Source organism: Sphingomonas changnyeongensis, assembly GCF_009913435.1.
Taxonomy (GTDB): Bacteria; Pseudomonadota; Alphaproteobacteria; order Sphingomonadales; family Sphingomonadaceae; genus Sphingomonas_B; species Sphingomonas_B changnyeongensis.
Genome location: NZ_CP047895.1, coordinates 1,122,063 through 1,135,799 on the forward strand (window position 1 = coordinate 1,122,063; position 13,737 = coordinate 1,135,799).

12 protein-coding genes and 1 pseudogene are annotated in these 13,737 nt (G+C 70.8%); 5 read left to right on the forward strand and 8 right to left on the reverse strand.

The window, feature by feature from the left end:
- Positions 1–42: 42 nt before the first annotated feature.
- The 5 genes and pseudogenes from GVO57_RS05615 to GVO57_RS05635 all read right to left on the reverse strand — a co-directional run bounded on the left by GVO57_RS05615 (position 43) and on the right by GVO57_RS05635 (position 5,115).
- Positions 43–1,326 (reverse strand): P-loop NTPase family protein, encoded by a 1,284-nt coding sequence (locus GVO57_RS05615; protein ID WP_160592338.1) that lies wholly within the window; start codon positions 1,324–1,326, stop codon positions 43–45.
- Positions 1,326–1,967, reverse strand: a complete 642-nt coding sequence (locus GVO57_RS05620) for a CpaD family pilus assembly lipoprotein (protein WP_160592339.1) — start codon at positions 1,965–1,967, stop codon at positions 1,326–1,328. The genes GVO57_RS05615 and GVO57_RS05620 overlap by 1 nt, the downstream gene beginning before the upstream one ends.
- A gap of 14 nt (positions 1,968–1,981) precedes the next feature.
- Positions 1,982–3,562: a type II and III secretion system protein family protein gene (locus GVO57_RS05625; protein ID WP_407695711.1), complete on the reverse strand. Its 1,581-nt coding sequence runs from the start codon at positions 3,560–3,562 to the stop codon at positions 1,982–1,984.
- Position 3,563: 1 nt separating this feature from the next.
- Positions 3,564–4,598 (reverse strand): Flp pilus assembly protein CpaB, encoded by a 1,035-nt coding sequence (gene cpaB, locus GVO57_RS05630; RefSeq protein WP_160592340.1) that lies wholly within the window; start codon positions 4,596–4,598, stop codon positions 3,564–3,566.
- Between the two features lie 44 nt (positions 4,599–4,642).
- Positions 4,643–5,115, reverse strand: a pseudogene (locus tag GVO57_RS05635) (A24 family peptidase).
- Positions 5,116–5,162: 47 nt separating this feature from the next.
- On the opposite strand from GVO57_RS05635, the gene GVO57_RS05640 reads away from it, so the two are divergent.
- Positions 5,163–6,158, forward strand: a complete 996-nt coding sequence (locus GVO57_RS05640; RefSeq protein WP_160592341.1) for an alpha/beta hydrolase — start codon at positions 5,163–5,165, stop codon at positions 6,156–6,158.
- A gap of 8 nt (positions 6,159–6,166) precedes the next feature.
- The gene (locus tag GVO57_RS05645) at positions 6,167–7,267 is read left to right on the forward strand and encodes an NAD(P)/FAD-dependent oxidoreductase (protein WP_160592342.1); all 1,101 of its coding nucleotides are present in this window, start codon (positions 6,167–6,169) and stop codon (positions 7,265–7,267) included.
- A gap of 124 nt (positions 7,268–7,391) precedes the next feature.
- On the opposite strand, the gene ruvX is transcribed toward GVO57_RS05645, so the two are convergent.
- Together ruvX and GVO57_RS05655 are read right to left on the reverse strand one after the other, a co-directional pair.
- Complete coding sequence (gene ruvX / locus GVO57_RS05650; RefSeq protein ID WP_407695723.1) at positions 7,392–7,811, reverse strand: Holliday junction resolvase RuvX; 420 nt, start codon at positions 7,809–7,811, stop codon at positions 7,392–7,394.
- 38 nt (positions 7,812–7,849) lie between these two features.
- Positions 7,850–8,959: a DUF3089 domain-containing protein gene (locus GVO57_RS05655; RefSeq protein WP_160592344.1), complete on the reverse strand. Its 1,110-nt coding sequence runs from the start codon at positions 8,957–8,959 to the stop codon at positions 7,850–7,852.
- A gap of 165 nt (positions 8,960–9,124) precedes the next feature.
- Between GVO57_RS05655 and GVO57_RS05660 the strand changes: the two genes are divergently transcribed.
- From GVO57_RS05660 to gatA, 3 genes are all read left to right on the forward strand, one after another.
- Positions 9,125–10,840, forward strand: a complete 1,716-nt coding sequence (locus tag GVO57_RS05660; RefSeq protein WP_160592345.1) for a DUF4153 domain-containing protein — start codon at positions 9,125–9,127, stop codon at positions 10,838–10,840.
- Positions 10,841–10,916: 76 nt separating this feature from the next.
- Positions 10,917–11,204 (forward strand): Asp-tRNA(Asn)/Glu-tRNA(Gln) amidotransferase subunit GatC, encoded by a 288-nt coding sequence (gene gatC, locus GVO57_RS05665; protein WP_160592346.1) that lies wholly within the window; start codon positions 10,917–10,919, stop codon positions 11,202–11,204.
- Positions 11,204–12,682 (forward strand): Asp-tRNA(Asn)/Glu-tRNA(Gln) amidotransferase subunit GatA, encoded by a 1,479-nt coding sequence (gatA, locus tag GVO57_RS05670; RefSeq protein ID WP_160592347.1) that lies wholly within the window; start codon positions 11,204–11,206, stop codon positions 12,680–12,682. Before gatC ends, gatA begins: the two co-directional genes overlap by 1 nt.
- 18 nt (positions 12,683–12,700) lie before the next feature.
- On the opposite strand, the gene GVO57_RS05675 is transcribed toward gatA, so the two are convergent.
- Positions 12,701–13,708, reverse strand: a complete 1,008-nt coding sequence (locus GVO57_RS05675) for a glycosyltransferase (RefSeq protein ID WP_160592348.1) — start codon at positions 13,706–13,708, stop codon at positions 12,701–12,703.
- Positions 13,709–13,737: the final 29 nt, after the last annotated feature.

Here is a 13,737-nt window from a genome sequence, read left to right on the forward strand (position 1 = left end):
ATCTCCTGTCCTTCACCCTCCGCCGGGCGGCGGATGGCCGGTTCAGCCCTTGGCCGGGGCCTTTTTGCGCATCACGTCCTTGAGCCCGCCCAGCTTGCCGAGCAGCGACCGCGCCTGCGGGGCGGTGCCCGCAGCCTCGGGCGCGTCCTCGGCAGCGCTCAGCAGCCGGTCGGACAGCGCGCCCAGTGCCTGGGTGACCTTGGCCCCCTTGCCTGCCTCTGCCAGCGTCTTGCCGAGCTTGGCTGCCTGGGCGGCCAGCTTCTGGTCATACGGGATGGCGAAATCGATCTTGCGTTCGATCGAGCTTTCGAAATCCTTGCGGCTGATTTCGGGCACGCCGCCGGTCTGCACGCGGTTGGCGACCAGCACGACCTGGGCATGGCCGGCATTGGATTTCAGCCAGGCGAGCAGGCGGATGCAGTCGCGCGCCGCCGCCAGCGTCAGCTCGGTCACGATCACGACCATGTTCGCGTCCTGCACCAGCATCGGATGCTGGACGAGCATGTGGCGCGGCAGATCGACGACCGTCGATTCGAACGCGGCGCGGATTTCTTCCTGCAGCTGGAAAAAGGCCGACCCGTCGGTGATCAGCGCCTGGCTGATCGGCGCTTCGGCCGACAGCACGGCGAGCTTGTCGTTCGCGCGCACCATCGCGCGTTCGATGAACAGCCCGTCGATGCGGCTGGGGTTTTCGATCGCGTCGGTCAGCCCGCGCCCCGGCTCGAGGTCGAGGGCGAGGGCGCCGGTGCCGAAATGCACGTCAAGGTCGAGCAGCGCCGTCGAGCGCCGGCCCTTGTCGCCGAACAACCAGGCAAGCGATGCCGCGATCGTCGAGGCACCGACCCCGCCGCGCGCGCCGATCACCGCCGTCATCACATGCGGCTTTTCAACCGCCGCCTCGACATGCTTGGGCGTGTTCAGGATCGCGAGCGCCTGGCCAAACGCGTCGCGCAGCTGATCCGGGTTGAACGGCTTCAGCAGATAATCCTGGATGCCGCTGGCCAGCAGGTCGCGGTAGAGGCGGACGTCATTGACCTGGCCGGCGGCGATCACCACCGTGCCCGGCTCGCACACCTCGGCCAGGGCGTTGATGTCGTTGAGCGGATCGCCCGATTCTGACAGGTCGACGAACAGCACATGCGGGCTTGCCGACACCGACAGCGACTGGATGGCGTTGCGCAGCCCGCCCTTGTTCACCTTTTCAGGCGACCAGCCCATTTCGGCGGCGATGGGACGGATGGCATCGGCCGAACCTTCGTCGCAGACAAAGGCGACAAAGGGGTCGCGCAGCGCGGCGCTGCGGGACGGGTTCCACGGAGCGTTCATTACTGGGCACCTCGCGTTGTCTCGCTCTTCAAGCCCTGGGCGCCGGTCGGCGGCGCGGCGCGATAGGCGCGGATCGCCTTTGATGACGTGAAGCCGTCGGCCGGCCGGCCGGGTTCGCGCCCGGCGACCAGATCCTGCGGATTGGCGACCATCTGCGCCAGCGCGCCGTTGAGCGCGCAGCCATAGTTAGACGGGGTGTTGCCGGCATAATCGGGGCTGGGTGCGCGGCTCCAGTCGGGGCATCCAGTCACACTGGCTGCCGCGCGGCTGACGACCACGCGCACCATGCCGGCGGGCGGGGCGCCCGCCGTGCCCGGCGCGGTGTCGGCGAGCATCAGGCCGCGCCGGCCGAGCAGCCCGGCCACCGCCTGACGGCCGCCATCGCCGCCGCTCGGATCGGCGATCGCCACCCGGTCGCCAAAGCCGAGCGCAATGGCATCGAACCAGGCGTCCAGCCGCTCGCGCTCGCCCGGGGCCAGCGCCCCGGCATAGCCGGCCGCGACGTCCATCGCATAATCGGTGCGCTGGACGACCGGCTGGTGAACCGATTCAACCCCGCGATTGACGGTGCCACCACAGGCCCCGAGCAGCAGGGCGAGGGAGAGGGCGGCGGGGTTCAGGCGGAAGTTTCTGCTGTCCATGGTCGCGCGCGCCTTCAGTTGGAGAAACCGGGGGCCGGATCGCCGGCGTCCTTGCCCGTCTTGCCCGCCCGGCCGGGAACAGGCGCGGTCGCGCCGCCGCTGACCGGCGGGGCGAGGCGCGGCACCGGCCGTTCGCTGGTATCGCCCGATCCTGCCGTCTGGCCGAGCAGCACGCGCTCGGCATCGGTTGCCGAACGATAGCCGTCGGTCGGCAGCGGCAGCGGGGTGCTGCTGGGTTTGACCAGATAGGGGGTGACGATGATCATCAGTTCGGTCTCCGCCCGGCGGAAGCGCGTGGAACGGAACAGCGCGCCCAGGATCGGCAGGTCGCCCAGCCCCGGGGCGCGGTCGACATTGTTGGTGTGCCGGTTCTGGAGCAGGCCGCCGATCATGAAGCTCTGGCCCGAGCCGAGCTCGACCGTCGTCTCCGCCCGCCGCGTGGTCAGCGCCGGGATCTGGAAGCCGCCGATCGTCACCGCCCCTGCCGAGGTCAGTTCCGACACCTCCGGCCGGACGCGCATCGAGATGCGGCCGTCCGACAGCACGGTCGGGGTGAAGGACAGGCTGACGCCATATTGCTTGAACTCGACGCCGATCTGGCCAAGCCCCTGGGCAAGCGGGATCGGGATCTCGCCACCGGCCAGAAAGCTTGCCGTCTCGCCCGACAGGGCGGTCAGATTGGGGTTGGCGAGCGTGGTGATCAGGCCCTCGCCCTCGGCGAGGTCGAGCGCGGTTGCGACATCAAGCCCGAACAGCCGCCCGGCAAGGCCGAGATTGGTGATCCCCGCGCCCTGGCCCAGCCCGTTCAGGTTGAAATTGGTCGCCCCGGTCGCGGCATCGGTGGTGATGCTGCCAAAGCTGCGGCCCTGCGCGATGCCGAACAGGAAGCCGCCGGTGGTGTCGCGGGTCAGCAGGTTGAGCCCGAACGACTTGGTGAGATCGCGGCTGACCTCGGCGATGCGGACCTGCAGATTGACCTGCAGCGGCGTTGCCGTGCGCAGCCGGTTCACCGTGCCGATCTTCAGCACCGCATTGGGCGCGGTCACGTCGACGCCGGGATTGAGCAGCGACTTGACCAGCCGTTCGGCCTCCTCGACATCCTCGGGCGAGCCGACGGTGCCCGACAGCACGACCACCTGGCCCACCGGGGTGACGGTGATCTGTGCCTCGGGCATCGCCACCTTGAGCACCCGGTCGATCGAGGTCAGGTTCTGGCTGACGCGGACATTGGTGGCATAGACGACGCCGCCGCCCGCAGTGGTCGCGAACACCGTCGCTTCGCCTGCTTCCTTGCCGAACAGATGGATCTGGCGCGGGTTGCTGACATAGACATCGGCGACCGACGGGTTCGACGTCCAGATATTGGCGATCGGCACGGGCAGGTTGACCAGCTCGCCCTGGCCGACCGACAGCAGCACTTCGGCGGTCGGGCGCTGCGCACCCGTCGGCACCTGCGCGACCCGTGCGGCGATGCGCGCGGCGGCCGCCTTGGCAGCCGGCCGGGCCGGGGCCGCGTCCGCCGGCAGCGCGGCGGCGATCAGCCCGCCGGTGAGCGCGGCCGAGGCGAGGCGGCGAAAAGCCTTGGGCATGGTCATGTTATCGTCCCCCAACCGCGACCGTCGTGACGTCGTTGCCGCGCGCCACCCGGACTACGGGTCCCTGATTGTCGTAAGCCGGGCCGGTCGCCGCCGGGCCGGCGCGTGTGGCCGGCGCTCCGTTCGGATCGCTGCCGCCTGCGGTCGGGGCGCGGCCCGGCACCGAGCGGCGGGCAAAGCGCGAGACATCGGCCCCGGTCTGGTAGGTGGTGTCGCCGTCAAGCGGGCGCGCGGCGACCGCGAGCAGCATCTGGCGTTCGGCCTTGGGATCATTCTTGTCGCCGACCGAAACCTCGCCCGAGGCGATGGCGCGCTCCAGCTCGGCATTGTTGTCGGCGATCGAGCGCAGCGACAGCGACAGCTGGCCGAGCGACTGGGCGACCGCGATCTTCTCCGCGATGCGCGGCGTCGCCTCCAGTGTGACGGTCGAGAAGGTGAGCACCTCGGTCTTGCCGTCTTCGGTGGTCGTCTTGTCGGTGCGCTGGTCGGTCGCCAGCACGCGGATGTTGCGGATGATCGTTTCGCCGACGCGCAGCGCCGGGCCGTCGCCGCCGCCATCGATGCTCTGCGTCAGCACCAGGTCGATCCGGTCACCCGGGAATACGAAGCCGGCGACGCCGCTCTGCGCGGACACCGACACCGTCACCGCGCGCATCCCCGGCCCAAGAGCCGCAGCCAGGAAGCCGCGGTCGCCCGGCTTGACCAGCGAGCCCTGCGTGATCGGCTGCCCGGCGGTGATCGCGACGCGCACCACAGTGCCGGCGACCGGCGCTTCGGTCTCGCCGCGGATATAATAGGCCTGCTGCACCAGTTCCTTGGGCCAGGGCTGGTAGCGGAAGGCGTCGGGCGTCAGGATCGTGCCCACCGGCAGCGGCCGCGTGGCGACCAGCACCTGGGGCAGATTTTCCTCCGGCCGCGGGGCCGACGCCGCAGCGGTCGGCGCGGCGGCGCCCTGGAACATGTTGCGGGCCAGAAGCGCGGTGATCGCGGCGATCACCAGCGCGCCGACCAGCAGAGCGATTTTCCGTGCATCCATGACGTTCAACGCCTCCTGAGCCGGACGAACCGGCCCGCATTTCATCAAGCAAACTGGTTAAGATATCGTTCGTAAATCGCCCAAAGCCCGGCAAAGGCGATGGCGACGCCGTAGGGAATCTCGGGATTTGCCGGCAGGCGGCGCAGCCGGTGGACGATCAGCACGGCAAGGGTGACGACCCCGCCGGCGACCGACATCACCATCAGCATTTGCAGCAGCGTGTCGCCCGGCAGCCAGAGCGCGAGCGCGCCGAGCAGCTTGACGTCGCCGCCCCCATCCAGCCCATTGCGAATGCGCCGATCAGCAGCGCGAACAGCAGCGCGGCTGCTGCCACCTGCAGCGCGACTCCGGGCCACAGCGGCAGGCCGGTCGCCGCCCAGTAAGCGGGCGCGAGCAGCGCGATGGCGAGGTTGAGGCGGTTGGCGATGGTGCGCGCGGCAATGTCCGTCGCCGCCGCCACGAGCAGCAGCAGCGCGAGCACGCCCAGCAAGGCCAAGGCCGTCTGTCCCCCAAACATGCGCCAAGAGCTAGACGGCAAGGCTTTAGAACCCGTAACCACGGGCCATGAAAAATCAGCCCCCGTTCGACCGCCGGGCGATTCCCGCCACGGCGCGGCTGTTTCACCGGCCCGCACCCGATGGCTGGCCGCTGCGCATGTTCGACTGGCCGCCAGAGGGCGGGTCGCGCGGCAGCCTGCTGTTCCTCGGCGGGCGCGGCGACATCATCGAGAAATATCTGGAAAGCTTTGCCCATTGGCGGGCGGCTGGCTGGCACATCCGCGCCGTCGACTGGCGCGGCCAGGGCGGATCGGGGCGGCTGTCGTCCGATCCGCTGTGCGGCCATGCCGATGATTTCGCGCCCTGGATTGCCGATCTCGCCGATTTCGGCGGCGACTGGATGGCGACGACGCCGGGGCCGCATGTCGTGATCGGCCATTCGATGGGCGGGCATCTGCTGCTGCGCGGTCTGGCCGAAGGGGCGATCGCGCCCGATGCGGCGGTGCTGGTCGCGCCGATGCTCGGCCTGCATTCCGGCCCGCTCGGCCCGCGTGTCGGCGGCGCGATCGCCGCGCTGCTCGCCCGGATCGGCCGGCCCGACCGCATGGCGTGGAAGACCAATGAGCGCCCGTCGCTGCCCGGCGCATCGCGCCGCCGGCTGCTGACCCATGACGCCGAACGCTATGCCGACGAACTGTGGTGGAAACAGGCCAATCCCGACATCGCGCTCGGCCCGCCCAGCTGGGCCTGGGTCGCCGCCGCCTATCGCTCGATCGCCGGGCTCGACCGGCCGGGCGTGCTGGAGCGGATCGCCACCCCGGTGCTGCTGCTGGGGGCCGAGCGCGACGGGCTGGTCAAGGCGGCGGCGATCCGCCGTGCCGCCCGGCGGCTGCCCGCGGCCGAGCTGCTGATGTTCGGGCCGGAATCGGCGCATGAGATCCTGCGCGAAAGCGACGCGGTGCGCGACCGGGCGCTCGCCCGCATCGATGCGTTTCTGGCTGCCCGCGCCGCCGGACCCGCCCCCGCACCCGTCAGCGCCGCCGGAGATGCCCCCGCGGCATGATCGCCGAGATGACCGAATGCGATGTGGCGATCATCGGTGCCGGCATGGCTGGCGCGAGCCTGGCAGCGGCGATTGCCGGGCGGCGGCGCGTCGTGCTGATCGAGGCCGAGGATCATCCCGGCCGCCACGCCACCGGCCGCTCGGCGGCCTTCTGGTCGGAAACCTATGGCGGGCCGATGGTCCAGCCGCTGACATCGGCCTCGCATCGCTGGTTCGCGGCGCGCGGCCTGCTGCGTCCGCGCGGCGCGCTTTATCTGGCCGGGGCGGACGATCAGCCGGCGATCAGCGCGTTTCTGGGTGATTTCGCCGGATCGGGCGTGGTGCTCGAACGCCATGGCCGCGATTTCGCCGCTGCGCTGCTGCCCCGGCTCGATGCGCGCTGGCAGCACTGCATCTGGGAGCCGAGCTGCGCCGATATCGATGTCGCGGGCGCGCATCAGGCCTGTCTGGCCGAGGCGCGGCGCACGGGCGCGCGGCTGATCTGCGGCGCGCCGGTCGAGGGGGCGGCACGGCTGGGCGGACCGGCCGGCGGGTGGCGGCTGGAGACGCGCGCCGGCCCGGTCACGGCCGGTCTGGTCGTCAATGCCGCCGGGGCCTGGGCGGACAGGGTGGCGGCACTGTTCGGCGCGCCGCCCATCGGCATCACCCCTTATCGCCGCACGGTCGTGCAGCTGCGCGTCGCGCCGCCGGCCCCGGCCGATCTGCCGCTGGTGCTCGACATGGCCGGCAGCTTCTATTTCAAGCCCGAGGCGGGCGGGCGGCTGTGGCTCAGCCCGCATGACGAGACGCGCGACCGACCGCACGATGTCGCGCCGGAGGAGCTGGACGTCGCGCTCGCCATCGACCGGTTCGGGGCGGCGACCGGCTGGCCGGTCGAGGCGGTCGAGCGGCGCTGGGCCGGGCTGCGCAGCTTCGCGCCCGACCGCGCGCCCGTCTATGGCCATGACCCCTTGTGCCCCGGCCTGTTCTGGTGCGCGGGGCAGGGCGGCTTCGGCATCCAGACGGCACCCGCCGCCGCCGATCTGGCCGCCCGGCTGCTGCTCGGCGATCCGGCCGGGCCGGTCGATCCCGCGCCCTATCTGCCCGGCCGGTTTGCCCGTTCGGCCTGAGTTTTCCGCCCGATCCGGGCTTCAGAGCGGTTTCCGATCCGGCTGCGCCGGGTCAACCGCTCTGATTTTCTGGTTCGCCGTGTTTTCCGAACCGTCAGGTCAGTCCACCTGACTGGAAACCGCGCTAGCCCATGGCGAGCGCGTCGATCGCGCCTTGCAGGATATAGGCGGCGGCCATCTTGTCGACCAGCTCGGCCCGGCGGGCGCGGCTGGCATCGGCGTCGAGCAGCGTGCGCGTGACCGCCTGGGTCGACCAGCGTTCGTCCCACAGCAGGATGGGCAGCCCCGCCACCGCCATGTTGCGGGCAAAGGCGCGGACCGACTGGGTGCGCGGGCTGTCGCTGCCGTCAAGGTTGAGCGGCAGGCCGATGACCAGCCCCTTCACCGCCTGTGCGGCGATCAGCCGGTCGAGCGCGTCCTTGTCGGCGGCAAAGCGGGTGCGGCGCAGCAGCTCGGCAGGGCTGGCGATCGACCAGCCGGCATCGCACAGCGCAATGCCGATGGTGCGCGTGCCGACATCCAGCCCCATCAGCCGCCCGCCCATCGGCAGGGCGTCGCGGAACGCGGCGGTTGCGGTGGTGATCACCGGGCGAACGCCGCCAGCCGGCGTGCGGCATCGGCCCGCACATTCGCCCAGAACAGGCTGTAATCGAACACATGGTAATTGTTGCCCGGCAGCACATAGGCGGGCAGCTCGGGCGGCGGCCCGATCAGCAGGATGCCGCGCCCGGCGCAGCGCGCCGGAATCGCGCCCGCGCGCATCGTCGCCGTCATCAGATCATCGGCGGGAAACAGCGTGCCCCGGTTGGCGGCGGCGGGGGCGCTGCCGCCCGGCTGGCCGGTCAGCGGGTTGGTGCACAGCAGCGCGCTGCCCCGCCGCGCCCCGCCGGCCAGCCCGATGCCGGCGTCAAAGGCGGCAAGCACGGTCTGCGGATCGGCCGGTTCGGCATAGCTCAGCCACGACAGCACGCACCCGGCCTCGTCTGCCCGCGTGCAGGCGGGCAGGCCGAGTGCGGGCAGATCGGCGGTCAGCGAGACCGGCCAGCCCACGACATAGGCGGCGACCACCCGGCGGGTCAGCGGCGTTCCCGCCACCCGTTCCTTCAGCAGCCGCATCAGGTGCAGCGCGCCCTGGCTGTGCCCGGCAAGGATGATCGGCCTGTCGCCCGGCTGGGCGGCCAGAAACGCATCGAACGCCGCGCGCACATCGCCATAAGCAAGGTCGAGTGCCTGCCCCGCCGCCCCGGCATCGGTCAGGAACGCCCCGAACGTCGCCTGACGGTAGCGGGGCGCCCAGATGGCGGCGACGCCGTTGAACGCGCTCGCCTGCCCGCGGATGAACAGCGCGGCGCGCTGATCGGCCTCGGCATCGCCGATGGGCGCATTCCAGCGGTCGCGCCCGAAAAAGGATGTCGGATGGATATAGAACAGCGCCGCCTTGGGCGCATCCGCCGCCGCGATGCCCGCCGGGGTCCACAGCGCGGGATCGCCCGTCCCGCGCCCGGGGCGCGAATGCCAGAGCTGCGGATCGCGGGCATAGGCCGAAACCGGCGCGGGCGGGGCGGCGGCAAACGGCACGCGCGGCACCAGCGCCAGCCGGATCAGCTTTTCACCCGCCAGCGCATAAGTGAGCGCGGCTGCCAGCACCAGCAGCACCAGACCGGCAACGGCATAGAGAAACTTGCGGTCCATGGCGCGGCTCCGACGGGCGTGTCGGCGCGCTAGGCCGCAACCCGCCCGCCGGGTCAAGGGGCTTTGAGCCGTCACAGGCGCAGGGCGCCGTTGCCGGGGAGCGGACGCTGTGCTTGGATCGCGCTCGGCAAGCCATTGGGAGCATAGGTGATGACTGGGGCGCAGATGCCCGTGGCGGATGGGGTGTCGCCGCCCGGGGACGACGGGCATGACGGTCTGCCGCCCTGGCCGCTGCTGCTGGGCGTGCTGGGTGCCGTTGCCGCGCTGCTGATCCATTTGATCCTGCCTGCCGGCCCCGTCGCCACGCCCGCGCCGTGGCAGCTCACGCTCACGACCTTTATCGGTGTCGCCGCCGGGCTGACCGCGCTGGTGATTGAACGGCAGCGCGCCGCGCTGCGGGGTGCGTTCGCCATGGGGTGGGCGACGGTGGCGGCGGGGCTGGTCTGGCACAATGGACCGGTTCCCGGCTGGACTGACGGCGACGGGCTGGCGCTGGTTAGTTTCGCTTTGGCGACGGTTGTCGCCGCACCGCTGTTCCAGGCCTGGGCCGGGTCGGGGCGCGTACGATATCGTGCTGTCCATGACCATAGCTGGACCAACGCGCTGGTGCTGGCCGCCGGCCTTGCGTTCCTTGGTGTGGTCTGGCTGGTCGCCCTTCTGTTGGCTGAGATGTTCGACCTGATCGGGATCGATCTTCTCGAAAAGCTGCTGCGCGAAGATTGGGTTCAGCGCGTTTTGTCCGGCGCCGCGCTCGGCACGGGCTTAGGTGTTCTGCGCGAGCAACAGTCCATCCTCGTGCTGCTGCGCCGGACCGTCGTGGCGCTGCTCGTCCTGCTCGCGCCGGCGCTGGCTGCGGGGCTGGCGCTCTTTCTGCTCGCGCTGCCGCTGACCGGGCTTACGCCGCTTTGGCGTGCCGGATGGTCTGCGGCGTCGCTGACAATCACTTGCGCGGTTGCAGCGCTGGTGCTCGCCAATGGCGTGATCGGTAATGGCCGCGAAGAAGAAGCGCGCCGGGCATGGCTGCGGGGTAGTGCTCTGGTCCTGTTGCTTTCCGTGTTGCCGCTCGCCGGGCTGGCGCTGGCCGCGATCCTGATCCGTCTCGGCCAATATGGGCTGACGCCCGGCCGCCTCTGGGCGCTCACCGGCGCGATTGCGGTTGCGCTGGTCGGCCTTGGCTGTTTCGGAGCGATCCTGTCCGGCCCGCGCGACTGGATGGCTCGGGTGCGCCGTGCCAATCTGACGATGGCGGCGCTGCTGTGTGCCGTCGCCTTCATCCTCGCCACGCCACTGGTCAGCTTCAACGCGCTGTCGGCGCGAAGCCAGGCCGCGCGCCTGGAATCGCGGCGGGTGAATGCTGATCGGTTCGACTGGGCAGCGCTGGGATTTGCCTTTGGCGCGCCCGGCCGGGCCGAGCTGCGGCGGCTGGCAGATTCGCGCGATCCGGCGATCCGCCGCCAGGCGGCGGCGACTCTGGCTGCCCCAGATCGCTGGACGCTCGATGGTCGGATTGCAGCGGCGGCCCTGCGCCGGCGCGTCGCGGCGGGGATCCGCGTGTTGCCAGCGGGCAGCAAAGCGCCCGCCGATCTTGTCGATGTTGGGGCCGTGCGCGCCATGTGCGCCGATGGAGGGTGCACGGTCGTCATGACCGGCCCGGCCGAAGCGGTCGTGATCGCCGGCGGATGCTATGGCGCGCCGCAACAGCCTGTCATGACAAGCTGTGCGTCGCCCATCCGGCTGGTTCTCCGGCCTGGCGGCTGGCAGACGCCGGAGCCCGCCGGCCATGGCCCGGCCGTCGCCTATCGGGCCGGGCGGATCGAGGTGCGGTTGGTGTCCGCGCGCCGGATTTTCGTGGGCGACGAAGCGGTCGGCGAGCCATTCTGATCACCAGCCGGTCCGACGGCCTGTCCTTTTGACGGTGCGGCTTGATGGCGGGCGGCGCGGCTGCTAGCCGCAGGGCATGTCCGTAGACGCCACGACCGTCCGCAAGATCGCCGGGCTCGCCCGCATCGCCATCAGCGATGCCGATGCCGATGCCATGGTGAGCGAACTCAACAACATCCTGGGCTGGATCGAACAGCTGGGCCAGGTCGACACCGCCGGGGTCGACCCGATGACGGCGGTGATCCCCAATCATCTGCGCCTGCGCGAGGACGGGGTGACCGACGGCGATATCCGCGACCAGCTGATGGCCAATGCGCCCCAGGCCGAACATGGCTTTTTCGCCGTTCCCAAGGTGATCGAATAATGACCGCGCTCAATGACCTGACCGTCGCCGCGCTGCGCGACGGGGTGCGCGACGGCGCCTTTTCCGCCCGCGAAGTGGCCGAGGCGTTCAACGCCGCCGTCGCCGCGGCGCGCCCGCTCAACGCGTTCATCACCGAAACGCCCGACCATGCGCTGGCCGCCGCCGCGCAGGCGGACCGCGACCGCGCCGCCGGCACGCTCAGGCCGCTGTCGGGCGTGCCGCTGGGCATAAAGGATCTGTTCTGCACGCGCGGCACCCAGACGACCGCCGCCAGCCGCATCCTTGAAGGCTTCACCCCGACCTATGAGTCGACGGTGACCGCCAATCTGTTCGCGGCGGGCGCGGGGATGCTCGGCAAGCTCAACATGGATCAGTTCGCCATGGGCTCGTCCAACGAGACCAGCGCCTTTGGCAATGTGATCTCGCCCTGGCGTCGTCCGGGCGACACCGCGCCGCTCGCCCCGGGCGGCTCGTCGGGCGGCAGTTCGGCGGCGGTCGCCGCGCGCATCGCCCCGGGCGCGACCGGCACCGACACCGGCGGCTCGATCCGTCAGCCCGCCGCCTTCACCGGCATTTCGGGCATCAAGCCGACCTATGGCCGCTGCTCGCGCTGGGGCGTGGTCGCCTTTGCCTCGTCGCTCGACCAGGCCGGGCCGATGGCGCGCGACGTGCGCGACTGCGCGATCCTGCTGGAGGCGATGAGCGGGTTCGACGCCAAGGATTCGACCTCGCTCGACCTGCCGGTGCCGGCATGGGAGCGCAGCCTGTCGCCCGATCTCAGGGGCAAGCGCATCGGCGTGCCGCGCGAATACCGGGTCGATGGCATGCCCGCCGAAATCGAGGCGCTGTGGGAACAGGGCATCGCCTTTGTCCGCGATGCGGGGGCCGAGATTGTCGAGGTGTCGCTGCCGCACACCCGCTATGCGCTGCCGGCCTATTACATCATCGCCCCGGCCGAGGCGTCGTCCAACCTCGCCCGCTATGACGGCGTGCGCTACGGCCTGCGCGAACTGCCCGACGGGGCGGGGCTGCAGGACATGTATGCCGCCACCCGCGCCGCCGGCTTCGGGGCCGAGGTGCGCCGCCGCATCCTGATCGGCACCTATGTGCTCTCGGCCGGCTTTTACGACGCCTATTACACCCAGGCGCAGAAGGTGCGCGCGCTCATTGCCCGCGACTTTGAACAGGCCTGGGCGACGTGCGACCTGCTGCTGACGCCGACCGCGCCGTCGGCGGCATTTGCGCTGGGCGAAAAATCGGCCGACCCGATCGCCATGTATCTGAACGACGTCTTTACCGTGCCGTCGTCGCTCGCCGGGCTGCCGGCGATGTCGGTGCCGGCGGGTCTCGACGCGCAGGGCCTGCCGCTTGGCCTGCAGGTGATCGGCCGCCCGCTCGACGAGCAGGGCGTGCTCGATGCCGGCCTGGCGATCGAGCAGCGCGCGGGCTTTGTCGCGCGGCCCGACCGCTGGTGGTGATCCGCGCCCGGCCTGCCGTCAGGCCGGGGGCGCACCATCATTGCCTGCGCCCGGCGCGGGCTGGGCCAGATAGGCGAGCCGCTTGATCTCGCGCCGGCCGCGCGTGACCGTGTCGAGGATCAGCCCGCAGACCAGCGCGAGCAGGGCGACAAGCGTCAGCCCCATCGCCAGCACCGCCGTCGGCAGGCGCGGCACCAGCCCGGTTGCCAGATAGGTCGCGACCAGATCGACCGACAGGCCGAGCGCGGTTGCCAGGAACAGCGCCGCGAATAGGCCGAAAAAGGTCACCGGCTTTTCGGTGCGCGCGAGGTTCAGGATCATCGTCAGGATCCGCCACCCGTCGCGCCAGGTCGACAGTTTGGATGCCGATCCTGCGGGCCGCGCGGCATAGGCGGTCATCACCTCGGCAACCGGCAGGCGCAGTTCGAGCGCATGGACGGTGATGTCGGTTTCGATCTCGAAGCCCTGCGCCAGCACCGGGAAGGATTTGACGAAGCGGCGCGAAAACACCCGGTAGCCGGACAGGATGTCGGAAAAGCTGCGCCCGAAGATCCAGGCGACGCAGCCGGTCAGCAGCCGGTTGCCAAGCCGGTGGCCACGGCGATAGGCGGCCTGCACCTCGCTCTGCCGCGCGCCGACGACCATGTCGAGCCGCTCGTCCGCCAGCCGCGCGATCATCGCCGGGGCGGCCGCGGCGTCATAGGTCGCATCGCCATCGGCGAGCACATAGATGTCGGCGTCGATATCGGCGAACATGCGCCGGACGACATGGCCCTTGCCCTGCATCCGCTCGACCCGCACCGTGGCACCCGCCGCCGCCGCGACCGCCGTCGTGCCGTCGCTGCTGTTATTGTCATAGACATAGATGGCGGCATCCGGCAGCGCCGCACGGAAGGCGGCGACCGTCTGGCCGATCGCCGCCGCCTCATTGTAGCAGGGCAGCAGCACGGCGACACGCGCGGCGGGGCGAGCCGCAGACAAATCGGGCCGGGGCAGATCGGGCCGGGGCGGGGAAAAACTGGTCATGACACCAGCCTATGGCAGAACTGGGCCGG

Bases quoted from the DNA above. Each gene is read 5' to 3' on its own strand.
- GVO57_RS05655 (WP_160592344.1), bottom strand. From the start codon at position 8,959: ATGGACCGCAAGTTTCTCTATGCCGTTGCCGGTCTGGTGCTGCTGGTG.
- GVO57_RS05625 (WP_407695711.1), bottom strand. From the start codon at position 3,562: ATGACCATGCCCAAGGCTTTTCGCCGCCTCGCCTCGGCCGCGCTCACC.
- GVO57_RS05645 (WP_160592342.1), top strand. From the start codon at position 6,167: ATGACCGAATGCGATGTGGCGATCATCGGTGCCGGCATGGCTGGCGCG.
- GVO57_RS05615 (WP_160592338.1), bottom strand. From the start codon at position 1,326: ATGAACGCTCCGTGGAACCCGTCCCGCAGCGCCGCGCTGCGCGACCCC.
- ruvX (WP_407695723.1), bottom strand. From the start codon at position 7,811: ATGGGCGGGCGGCTGATGGGGCTGGATGTCGGCACGCGCACCATCGGC.
- GVO57_RS05675 (WP_160592348.1), bottom strand. From the start codon at position 13,708: ATGACCAGTTTTTCCCCGCCCCGGCCCGATCTGCCCCGGCCCGATTTG.
- cpaB (WP_160592340.1), bottom strand. From the start codon at position 4,598: ATGGATGCACGGAAAATCGCTCTGCTGGTCGGCGCGCTGGTGATCGCC.
- GVO57_RS05660 (WP_160592345.1), top strand. From the start codon at position 9,125: ATGCCCGTGGCGGATGGGGTGTCGCCGCCCGGGGACGACGGGCATGAC.
- GVO57_RS05620 (WP_160592339.1), bottom strand. From the start codon at position 1,967: ATGGACAGCAGAAACTTCCGCCTGAACCCCGCCGCCCTCTCCCTCGCC.
- gatA (WP_160592347.1), top strand. From the start codon at position 11,204: ATGACCGCGCTCAATGACCTGACCGTCGCCGCGCTGCGCGACGGGGTG.
- GVO57_RS05640 (WP_160592341.1), top strand. From the start codon at position 5,163: ATGAAAAATCAGCCCCCGTTCGACCGCCGGGCGATTCCCGCCACGGCG.
- gatC (WP_160592346.1), top strand. From the start codon at position 10,917: ATGTCCGTAGACGCCACGACCGTCCGCAAGATCGCCGGGCTCGCCCGC.